Origin of the sequence: Escherichia sp. KCJ4928, assembly GCF_004352695.1 — a bacterium.
Classification (GTDB): Bacteria; Pseudomonadota; Gammaproteobacteria; order Enterobacterales; family Enterobacteriaceae; genus ECMA0423.
In genome coordinates this window covers 1-10,193 of sequence record NZ_SJWV01000150.1, presented here as the reverse complement: position 1 = coordinate 10,193, position 10,193 = coordinate 1, and the positions used below count along the sequence as shown (strand labels likewise).

Annotated in this window: 8 protein-coding genes; 2 read left to right on the top strand and 6 right to left on the bottom strand. The window is 54.0% G+C overall.

The features are described 5' to 3' along the window. Positions 1-136 precede the first annotated feature (136 nt). The 6 genes from folK to thpR form a co-directional block, all read right to left on the bottom strand. On the bottom strand, positions 137-616 hold the full coding sequence (gene folK, locus E0D98_RS17960) for a 2-amino-4-hydroxy-6-hydroxymethyldihydropteridine diphosphokinase (protein WP_000215133.1): 480 nt from the start codon (positions 614-616) through the stop codon (positions 137-139). Next, a complete protein-coding gene (gene pcnB, locus E0D98_RS17955) occupies positions 613-2,010 on the bottom strand; it encodes a polynucleotide adenylyltransferase PcnB (protein WP_010723084.1) in 1,398 nt (465 codons plus the stop codon). The genes folK and pcnB overlap by 4 nt, the downstream gene beginning before the upstream one ends. A gap of 59 nt (positions 2,011-2,069) precedes the next feature. Further along, on the bottom strand, positions 2,070-2,966 hold the full coding sequence (gene gluQRS / locus E0D98_RS17950) for a tRNA glutamyl-Q(34) synthetase GluQRS (protein WP_000132718.1): 897 nt from the start codon (positions 2,964-2,966) through the stop codon (positions 2,070-2,072). A gap of 66 nt (positions 2,967-3,032) precedes the next feature. Further along, positions 3,033-3,488: an RNA polymerase-binding protein DksA gene (gene dksA / locus E0D98_RS17945; RefSeq protein ID WP_001155227.1), complete on the bottom strand. Its 456-nt coding sequence runs from the start codon at positions 3,486-3,488 to the stop codon at positions 3,033-3,035. Between the two features lie 177 nt (positions 3,489-3,665). Beyond that, positions 3,666-4,370: a DNA/RNA nuclease SfsA gene (gene sfsA, locus E0D98_RS17940; RefSeq protein WP_000396036.1), complete on the bottom strand. Its 705-nt coding sequence runs from the start codon at positions 4,368-4,370 to the stop codon at positions 3,666-3,668. Between the two features lie 14 nt (positions 4,371-4,384). After that, positions 4,385-4,915 (bottom strand): RNA 2',3'-cyclic phosphodiesterase, encoded by a 531-nt coding sequence (gene thpR, locus E0D98_RS17935; RefSeq protein WP_001294700.1) that lies wholly within the window; start codon positions 4,913-4,915, stop codon positions 4,385-4,387. A gap of 73 nt (positions 4,916-4,988) precedes the next feature. On the opposite strand from thpR, the gene hrpB reads away from it, so the two are divergent. Both hrpB and mrcB read left to right on the top strand, forming a co-directional pair. Then, positions 4,989-7,418 (top strand): ATP-dependent helicase HrpB, encoded by a 2,430-nt coding sequence (hrpB, locus tag E0D98_RS17930; protein WP_131890800.1) that lies wholly within the window; start codon positions 4,989-4,991, stop codon positions 7,416-7,418. A 132-nt stretch (positions 7,419-7,550) separates the two neighbouring features. Further along, entirely contained in the window at positions 7,551-10,085 is a 2,535-nt protein-coding gene (mrcB, locus tag E0D98_RS17925; protein WP_000918197.1) for a bifunctional glycosyl transferase/transpeptidase, read from the top strand. Positions 10,086-10,193 lie beyond the last annotated feature (108 nt).

Below are 10,193 nucleotides of genomic sequence, written 5' to 3'. Positions count from 1 at the left end.
GTATGGCGATGGGATTGATATTTATCTGCGGGAATTTATATTATGTTTCTGCAAAAATGTTTAAACTAAAATTTTTATTAAGGAAAGAGAGGATGTATGATTTTCAGAAAATATTTATATTCGTAATATAAATAAATTACCATTTGCTTAATTTGTCAAATGCTCTTGTATGTAAGACTTCACGCAACGTCTCCCCATCAGGAAACGCCAGCTCCGGTGCAATCTCAAACAGCGGCCACAGCATAAATCCACGATTCTTCATATCGTAGTGCGGAACGGTCAGGCGTTCGGTATTTATCACTTCATTACCAAACAGCATGATATCGAGATCCAGCGTGCGTGGTCCCCAGCGTTCAGCTTTACGAACACGACCCTGTTGCAGTTCTATGCGCTGTGTATGGCTGAGTAACTCTTCCGGGGCGAGCGAAGTTTCAAGCGCCACGGCGGCGTTGAGGTAATCGGGTTGATCTTGCGGCCCCAGCGGTGGGGTGCGGTAAAACGAAGAAACGGCAAGAATGTGGCTTTCAGGGATATCGCCTAATGCTTTCAGGGCAGCATTGACCTGCTCCAGCGGAGAGGCCAGATTGCTGCCTATGGCAATATACGCCACTGTCATGCGGTACCCTCACGACGCGGTGCGCGTTTGCGTGGACGACGAGTACGACGACGCGGTGACGGTTCTTCATCCAGCTCGTTAAGCATCCCTTTTTGATCTGGTGGTGCGGAAACCTGGAACTCACCCCACCATTTCACCAGACGCTGCAGTTCAGCATTACGTTCAACTTCAGCTCGCAAGGCCAACAGGTCATAAGCCGCACGGAACTTAGGATGCTCCAGCAGTTTCCATGCGCGTTTACCCTGACGACGGGACATACGCAACTGCAACTGCCAGATATCGCGGGTTAACGTCGTCAGACGTTTCGGGATTGCCAGTGAACGGCAGGCTTCGTCCAGCACGTCGTTCATCGCCAGCGCGAAAGCGTCGTGATAGGTCAGGCCGCTTTCCTGGGCGATCTTCTGTGCCGTCTCCAGCAGTGGGTACCAGAACATGGCGGCAAACAAGAACGCCGGGTTCACGCGCATATCGTTATGGATACGCGTATCGGTATTCTTCAGCACCTGTTCAATGATCCGCTCCATCGGGCTGTCGCCATTTTCCGTGAAGTAGCGGGTAATGGTCGGGAACAGCGGCTGGAACAGATGATATTCACACAACAGCTTATAGGTTTCGTAACCGTAGCCCGCTTGTAGCAGTTTAAGCGATTCTTCAAACAGGCGTGCCGGTGGGATATCGTTCAGCAGGGTAGCGAGGCGAGGGATCGGTTCTGCGGTTTCCGGGCTGATGCGCATACCCAATTTGGCGGCAAAACGTACCGCGCGCAGCATACGTACCGGATCTTCACGGTAGCGCGTTTCCGGGTTACCAATCAGACGGATAACGCCGTCCTTCAGATCCTTCATACCGCCAACGTAATCACGGACGGTAAAATCCGCTACGCTGTAATAGAGGCTGTTGATAGTGAAATCGCGGCGCTGGGCGTCTTCTTCGATGGAGCCGAAAATGTTGTCGCGCAGCAACATGCCGTTTTGCCCGCGTTGGGAGGTCGTGCGGTCGCTGACGTTACCTTCGTGGTGTCCACGGAAGGTTGCAACTTCGATAATCTCCGGGCCAAACATCACATGAGCCAGACGGAAACGGCGCCCCACCAGGCGGCAGTTACGGAACAGTTTGCGCACCTGCTCAGGCGTGGCGTTAGTGGTTACGTCAAAATCTTTCGGCTTTTTGCCAAGTAACAGGTCGCGCACGCCGCCGCCAACCAGCCAGGCTTCGTATCCCGCTTTGTTGAGCCTGTACATTACCTTCAGGGCATTTTCACTGATATCTTTGCGGGAAATAGCATGCTGCTCACGCGGGATCACCGTCACCTGTGGACGGGCGACTGCCTGTTCAGCCTCGCTTTCCTCGCGGCTTAGCACCTTGCGGCAAAAATTAGCGACTCGGGTAAAAATAGTACACCTCGGTAGTGTCAAACATCATTCAGGACAAAAAAATAGCGGCTAATCATAGCTCAGCATGACGCATTTGAGAATGTTGAATTTACAATTGCCGACTCGGGCACGGCGGTAAGCCGCCAGTTTTTGACGGCTGACTGAAGGATTTGCTCGACGCTGAAATCCTGCCAGTGTGCTTCTGCCTGCTGCCCCAGAAATTGAAGTGCCGCGATTAGTACCGGGCGTGGATCGCCTTTCGGCAACGCAGGCGCATGATTCTGCTTGGAAAGTTTAGCGCCTTGTGGATTAAGCGCCAGCGGCAGATGAATGTAATCTGGCACTTTCCAGCCAAAAAGCTGGTACAGCGAGATTTGCCTTACTGTTGGTTCAATCAGATCAGCCCCACGCACTATTTCTGTAACGCCCTGGAAATGATCATCAACCACAACAGCCAGGTTGTAGGCGAACAACCCATCACGGCGATGAATGATAAAATCTTCCCGTGCCAGTTTTTCGTCGGCGTGAATAATGCCGCGCAGCTGGTCAGTAAATTGCGTGACCGGATGCTGCTGGCGGATACGCACTGCGGCATTGTCTGGTCCATGATGCAACACCCGGCAATGACCGTCGTAAATACCGCCAATGCTTTGAATACGCGCACGCGTACAGGTGCAGTAATAACTTAGTCCTTGTTCATGTAACCAGGCGAGTGCTTCACGATAGGCGTGGTGACGTTGCGATTGCCAGAGAACATCGCCGTCCCAGTGCAGACCGTAATGTTCCAGCTGGCGCAGGATAGTTTCTGCGGCACCGGGAACTTCACGAGGCGGGTCGATATCTTCTATGCGTACCAGCCAGCGACCTTGCCGGGCGCGAGCCTGCAAATAGCTGCCGAGCGCGGCGATCAGAGAGCCAAAATGAAGCTCGCCGGAAGGAGAGGGGGCGAAGCGGCCAATATACTGTGTGTCTGTCATCTCTTTGAACAAAAAATAAGGCGGGAGCATTTCCCGCCTGTGGTAAACGTGATGGAACGGCTGTAATTAGCCAGCCATCTGTTTTTCGCGAATTTCAGCCAGCGTTTTGCAGTCGATGCACAGATCGGCTGTCGGGCGCGCTTCCAGACGGCGAATACCAATTTCAACACCGCAGGATTCGCAGTAGCCGAAATCTTCGTCTTCCACTTTTTTCAGCGTCTTCTCGATCTTTTTGATCAGCTTACGCTCGCGATCGCGGTTACGCAGTTCGAGGCTGAACTCTTCTTCCTGGGCTGCACGGTCTACCGGGTCCGGGAAGTTGGCTGCTTCATCCTGCATATGTGTAACGGTGCGATCGACTTCATCCCTGAGTTGATTACGCCATGCTTCCAGAATACGACGGAAGTGCGCCAGCTGGGCTTCATTCATATACTCTTCGCCCGGCTTCTCCTGATATGGTTCCACCCCAGCGATGGCGAGAATACTCAGGGACGATGTTTTACGGTTTTGCCCTTCTTGCATGTTGCTTCTCCTTAACACGCACTATCGATCCCCATGTTCGGGGGAAAAATGAGGCCGCTATAAATAGCAGATGCTTTTCCGGATAGCAATTATCTAAACGTAACACTTGACAACTGTGTGAGGAAAAGCGTATTTGCGCACGCGACCAGAATGTAAATTAACCAGTTACTTACTTTACTACAATGTAACCGGCAGTGATTTTTTAAGAGCCATGCCTTCAGCAGAAATTTCCGCTTTGTAAGCCAGAATTTCTACCCCCCTCTGTTGAGCTTCTGACAATAGTTGCGCGTATTTCTCATCGATGTGGCGCGCGGGTGAAAACCGTGTAATGGCTGAATGCAGCACGGCGAAAAAGATAACCGCACGCTGGCCTTCAGCCGCTACGCTCATCAACTCCCGAAGGTGTTTCTGACCTCGTTCAGTGACCGCATCGGGAAAATATCCCTGTTCGTTCTCCGCTAACGTAACCGATTTCACTTCAATATAGCAGTCTGGACGCGAATCCGCCTGCAACATAAAGTCAATACGGCTGCGTTCTGCGCCGTATTTTACTTCGCTTTTCAGCGAGCTATAGCCTGACAGTTCTGAAATTGATTCATTAAGGATAGCCTCTTTCGTCAACCTGTTAGCCCAAAGCGTGTTGACGCAAATAAATGCGCCGCTCTGGCTTTGAGTTAATTCCCAGGTGTGTGGGTATTTCCGTTTGGTGTTGTCTGAAGTCGAATACCAGACGGTATCGCCAGGCGTTGCACAACCGGTCATTGCACCCGTATTCGGGCAGTGTAGCGTTAATTCGCGACCATCGGGTGTGATCACATCGGCTAAAAAACGTTTGTAACGCTGAATTAGCGTCGCGCGCTGTAGAGGGGGAGAGAATTCCATTGCGACAATCCTTGTTATTGCGTTAGCGCCCAGCGTTTTAGCGGCGTGTAGCGTGTGCGTCCACGGGCAAACGAGGAGGCGTAAAGGGTGAACTCCGTCACCGCATACGACCAGTTAAAACCTGGCGGCGGGATTGTCACCGCCTCGCTGGCGTCGCGCAATAAGGTAATATGTGGATGAAACGGACGATTGCTTTGAAAACAACCGCTGCGGGCAGCCTGTGAACGGAGCATATTCGCCAGCTGGATTAAGCCGCGTGGCGGCTGACGCATCCCTAACCACACCACACGCGAACGCAGCCATTGTCCGGCGTCATCAAGCGTGAGTGTGAAACCAGGTTGACGAATCCGTCCGGCTAAAAGAGAAAGCGCCTTCTCTTTCTCGGCGCTCACTTCGCCTAAAAATGCCAGAGTCAGATGCAAATTATCGGCGGCGACCGGACGTCCCGCCTCAGGTGGGAAGTGTGTGGCGCGCCAATGGATAATCTGTTCGCGGATTTCTGCAGGTAAGTCGATAGCAAAGAACAGACGTTGCGGTTCAGACATGTGAGGCACTCGGTTATGAATTACCGCGATGCTACAATGTGGCGCGAAGAATGTTAACCCTCTGGAGCGTTTTGTGTCGTCGTTGCCCGTTGCTGCCGTCTTACCTGAATTACTTACCGCTCTCGATTGTGCGCCGCAGGTATTATTAAGTGCGCCGACCGGGGCCGGGAAATCAACCTGGCTGCCGCTGCAACTGCTGGCGCATCCCGGCATTAACGGGAAAATTATCCTGCTGGAGCCGCGTCGTCTGGCGGCGCGTAACGTCGCGCAACGGCTGGCGGAGCTGCTTAACGAAAAGCCAGGCGATACCGTTGGCTACCGGATGCGTGCGCAAAACTGCGTCGGGCCGAATACCCGCCTGGAAGTGGTTACCGAAGGCGTGCTGACGCGCATGATCCAGCGTGACCCGGAACTGAGCGGTGTTGGACTGGTGATCCTTGATGAATTTCATGAGCGCAGCTTGCAGGCGGATTTGGCGTTGGCGCTGTTACTCGATGTGCAACAAGGTCTGCGTGATGACCTTAAACTGCTGATTATGTCGGCTACCCTGGACAACGACCGCTTGCAGCAAATGCTGCCAGAAGCGCCTGTCGTCATCTCAGAAGGGCGCTCGTTTCCGGTTGAACGCCGTTATTTACCGCTGCCCGCGCATCAGCGTTTTGACGATGCCGTTGCGGTAGCCACCGCTGAAATGCTGCGTCAGGAAAGCGGATCATTACTGTTATTTTTACCTGGCGTCGGAGAAATTCAGCGTGTGCAGGAACAACTGGCTTCGCGCATCGGCAGTGATGTATTGCTCTGCCCGCTGTATGGCGCGTTGTCGCTGAACGATCAGCGAAAAGCGATCCTCCCGGCACCGCAAGGGATGCGCAAAGTGGTGCTGGCGACCAATATTGCTGAAACCAGTTTAACCATTGAAGGTATTCGTCTGGTGGTGGATTGTGCCCAGGAGCGTGTGGCGCGTTTTGATCCGCGCACGGGGCTTACGCGACTGATTACTCAACGCGTTAGCCAGGCATCCATGACGCAGCGTGCCGGGCGCGCCGGGCGTCTGGAGCCGGGTATCTGCCTGCATTTAATCGCCAAGGAACAAGCAGAACGCGCTGCCGCGCAAAGTGAACCGGAAATCTTACAAAGCGATCTTTCCGGTTTGCTGATGGAATTACTGCAATGGGGATGCAGCGATCCGGCGCAGATGAGCTGGCTGGATCAACCGCCAACGGTGAATCTACTGGCCGCGAAACGCCTGTTACAAATGCTGGGGGCGCTGGAGGGTGAACGGCTTAGTGCGCAGGGGCAAAAAATGGCAGCGCTGGGTAACGATCCGCGTTTAGCGGCAATGCTGGTTAGCGCGAAGAACGACGACGAAGCTGCTACCGCGGCAAAAATTGCCGCCATTCTCGAAGAGCCTCCACGGATGGGCAATAGTGACCTGGGCGTGGCGTTTTCGCGCAATCAACCAGCCTGGCAGCAACGTAGTCAGCAACTGTTAAAACGCTTAAACGTACGTGGCGGTGAGGCAGACAGTTCGCTTATCGCGCCGCTACTTGCCGGGGCGTTTGCCGATCGCATTGCTCGTCGCCGTGGGCAAGATGGACGCTATCAACTGGCAAACGGCATGGGAGCGATGCTCGATGCCGACGACGCGCTAAGCCGCCACGAATGGTTGATCGCACCGTTATTATTGCAGGGCAGCGCCTCGCCGGATGCGCGGATTTTACTGGCGCTGCCGGTCGATATTGATGAGTTAGTACAACGCTGCCCGCAGCTGGTACAGCAGTCTGACACTGTGGAGTGGGATGACGCGCAAGGTACGCTGAAAGCCTGGCGTCGGCTGCAAATCGGTCTGCTGACGGTGAAAGTGCAGCCGCTGGCGAAACCCTCGGAAGACGAGTTGCATCAGGCGATGCTTAATGGCATCCGCGATAAAGGTTTAAGCGTGCTCAACTGGACGCCGGAAGCGGAACAGCTACGCTTGCGTTTGTTATGCGCCGCAAAGTGGTTGCCGGAATATGACTGGCCAGCGGTTGATGATGAAAGTTTATTGGCGACGCTGGAAACGTGGCTGCTGCCACATATGACTGGCGTACATTCACTACGCGGCCTGAAATCACTCGACATTTATCAGGCACTACGCGGATTACTTGATTGGGGAATGCAGCAACGTCTGGATAGTGAATTGCCTGCGCATTACACTGTGCCGACGGGAAGCCGGATCGCCATTCGTTATCATGAAGATAACCCGCCCGCGCTGGCGGTGAGAATGCAGGAGATGTTTGGTGAGGCCACCAATCCGACGATCGCCCAGGGGCGCGTGCCGCTGGTGCTGGAGTTGCTTTCCCCTGCCCAAAGGCCGCTGCAAATCACGCGTGATTTGGGGGCCTTCTGGAAAGGGGCGTATCGTGAGGTGCAAAAGGAGATGAAAGGGCGTTATCCCAAACACGTCTGGCCGGACGACCCGGCAAACACGGCACCGACGCGACGGACGAAAAAGTATTCGTAAGCTTGGTTTTCTCCCTCTCCCTCAAGGGAGAGGGGACCGATCGAGCACAAATTTTGAGAGATATCTTCTTCTGTCTTGCAACAGAAGAACAGAAAATCGGGCCTTTGCGCCTGAATATTGCGGAGAAAAAGCATGGCCGGGAATGACCGCGAGCCAATTGGACGCAAAGGGAAACCGACGCGTCCGGTCAAACAAAAGGTAAGCCGTCGTCGTTACGAAGATGACGATGATTACGACGATTATGATGACTATGAGGATGAAGGACCGATGCCGCGCAAAGGTAAGGGCAAAGGCAAAGGGCGTAAGCCTCGTGGCAAACGCGGCTGGCTATGGCTGCTGTTAAAACTGGCTATCGTTTTTGCCGTGCTGATCGCCATTTACGGCGTTTATCTCGATCAAAAAATTCGTAGCCGTATTGATGGCAAGGTCTGGCAACTGCCTGCGGCAGTTTATGGCCGAATGGTCAACCTTGAGCCAGACATGACCATCAGCAAGAACGAGATGGTGAAGCTGCTGGAGGCGACCCAGTATCGCCAGGTGTCGAAAATGACCCGTCCTGGCGAATTTACCGTGCAGGCCAACAGCATTGAGATGATCCGCCGTCCGTTTGATTTCCCGGACAGTAAAGAAGGGCAGGTGCGCGCGCGTCTGACCTTTGATGGCGATCATCTGGCGACGATCGTCAATATGGAGAACAACCGTCAGTTCGGCTTTTTCCGTCTTGATCCGCGTCTGATCACCATGATCTCTTCGCCAAACGGTGAGCAGCGTCTGTTTGTGCCGCGCAGTGGTTTCCCGGATTTGCTGGTGGATACTTTGCTGGCGACAGAAGACCGTCATTTTTACGAGCATGATGGAATCAGTCTCTACTCAATCGGACGTGCGGTGCTGGCAAACCTGACCGCCGGACGCACGGTACAGGGTGCGAGTACGCTGACGCAACAGCTGGTGAAAAACCTGTTCCTCTCCAGTGAGCGTTCTTACTGGCGTAAAGCGAACGAAGCTTACATGGCGCTGATCATGGACGCGCGTTACAGCAAAGACCGTATTCTTGAGCTGTATATGAACGAGGTGTATCTCGGTCAGAGCGGCGACAACGAAATCCGCGGCTTCCCGCTGGCGAGCTTGTATTACTTTGGTCGCCCGGTAGAAGAGCTAAGCCTCGACCAGCAGGCGCTGTTAGTCGGCATGGTGAAAGGAGCGTCCATCTACAACCCGTGGCGTAACCCAAAACTGGCGCTGGAGCGACGTAATCTGGTGCTGCGTCTGCTGCAACAGCAACAGATTATTGATCAAGAACTCTATGACATGTTGAGTGCCCGTCCGCTGGGTGTTCAGCCACGCGGTGGGGTGATCTCTCCACAGCCAGCCTTTATGCAACTGGTGCGTCAGGAGCTGCAGGCGAAATTAGGCGATAAGGTAAAAGATCTCTCCGGCGTGAAGATCTTCACTACCTTTGACTCGGTGGCCCAGGACGCGGCAGAAAAAGCCGCCGTGGAAGGCATTCCGGCACTGAAGAAACAGCGTAAGTTGAGCGATCTTGAAACTGCGATTGTGGTCGTCGACCGCTTTAGTGGTGAAGTTCGTGCGATGGTCGGAGGTTCTGAGCCGCAGTTTGCGGGCTACAACCGTGCGATGCAGGCGCGTCGTTCGATTGGTTCCCTTGCAAAACCAGCGACTTATCTGACGGCTTTAAGCCAGCCGAAAATCTATCGCCTGAACACGTGGATTGCCGATGCGCCAATCGCGCTGCGTCAGCCGAATGGCCAGGTCTGGTCACCGCAGAACGATGACCGTCGTTATAGCGAAAGCGGCAGAGTGATGCTGGTGGATGCGTTGACCCGTTCGATGAACGTGCCGACGGTAAATCTGGGGATGGCGCTGGGGCTGCCTGCAGTTACGGATACCTGGATCAAACTGGGCGTACCGAAAGATCAGCTGCATCCGGTTCCGGCGATGCTGCTGGGGGCGTTGAACTTAACGCCAATCGAAGTGGCGCAGGCGTTCCAGACCATCGCCAGCGGTGGTAACCGTGCACCGCTTTCTGCACTGCGTTCGGTAATCGCGGAAGATGGCAAGGTGCTGTATCAGAGCTTCCCGCAGGCAGAACGCGCTGTTCCGGCGCAGGCGGCGTATCTGACACTATGGACCATGCAGCAGGTGGTACAACGTGGTACGGGTCGTCAGCTTGGGGCGAAATACCCGAACCTGCATCTGGCAGGGAAAACAGGGACTACCAACAATAACGTAGATACCTGGTTTGCAGGCATTGACGGCAGCACGGTGACCATCACCTGGGTAGGCCGTGATAACAACCAGCCGACCAAACTGTATGGAGCCAGCGGGGCAATGTCGATTTATCAGCGTTATCTGGCTAACCAGACGCCAACGCCGCTGAATCTTGTTCCGCCAGAAGATATTGCAGATATGGGCGTGGACTACGACGGCAACTTTGTTTGCAGCGGTGGCATGCGTGTCTTGCCGGTCTGGACCAGCGATCCGCAATCGCTGTGCCAGCAGAGCGAGATGCAGCAGCAGCCGTCAGGCAATCCGTTTGATCAGTCTTCTCAGCCGCAGCAACAGCCGCAACAGCAACCTGCTCAGCAAGAGCAGAAAGACAGCGACGGTGTAGCCGGTTGGATCAAGGATATGTTTGGTAGTAATTAACATCTAAGCGTGAAATACCGGATGGCGAGTTGCCATCCGGTAAAATAACATCCCATCTAAGATATTAACCCTTTCTTTTCATCTGGTTGTTTATTAACCCTTCAGGAA

Excerpts from the sequence above, each read along its gene's own strand:
- dksA (WP_001155227.1), bottom strand. The coding sequence starts at position 3,488 with ATGCAAGAAGGGCAAAACCGTAAAACATCGTCCCTGAGTATTCTCGCC.
- folK (WP_000215133.1), bottom strand. The coding sequence starts at position 616 with ATGACAGTGGCGTATATTGCCATAGGCAGCAATCTGGCCTCTCCGCTG.
- thpR (WP_001294700.1), bottom strand. The coding sequence starts at position 4,915 with ATGTCTGAACCGCAACGTCTGTTCTTTGCTATCGACTTACCTGCAGAA.
- sfsA (WP_000396036.1), bottom strand. The coding sequence starts at position 4,370 with ATGGAATTCTCTCCCCCTCTACAGCGCGCGACGCTAATTCAGCGTTAC.
- gluQRS (WP_000132718.1), bottom strand. The coding sequence starts at position 2,966 with ATGACAGACACACAGTATATTGGCCGCTTCGCCCCCTCTCCTTCCGGC.
- mrcB (WP_000918197.1), top strand. The coding sequence starts at position 7,551 with ATGGCCGGGAATGACCGCGAGCCAATTGGACGCAAAGGGAAACCGACG.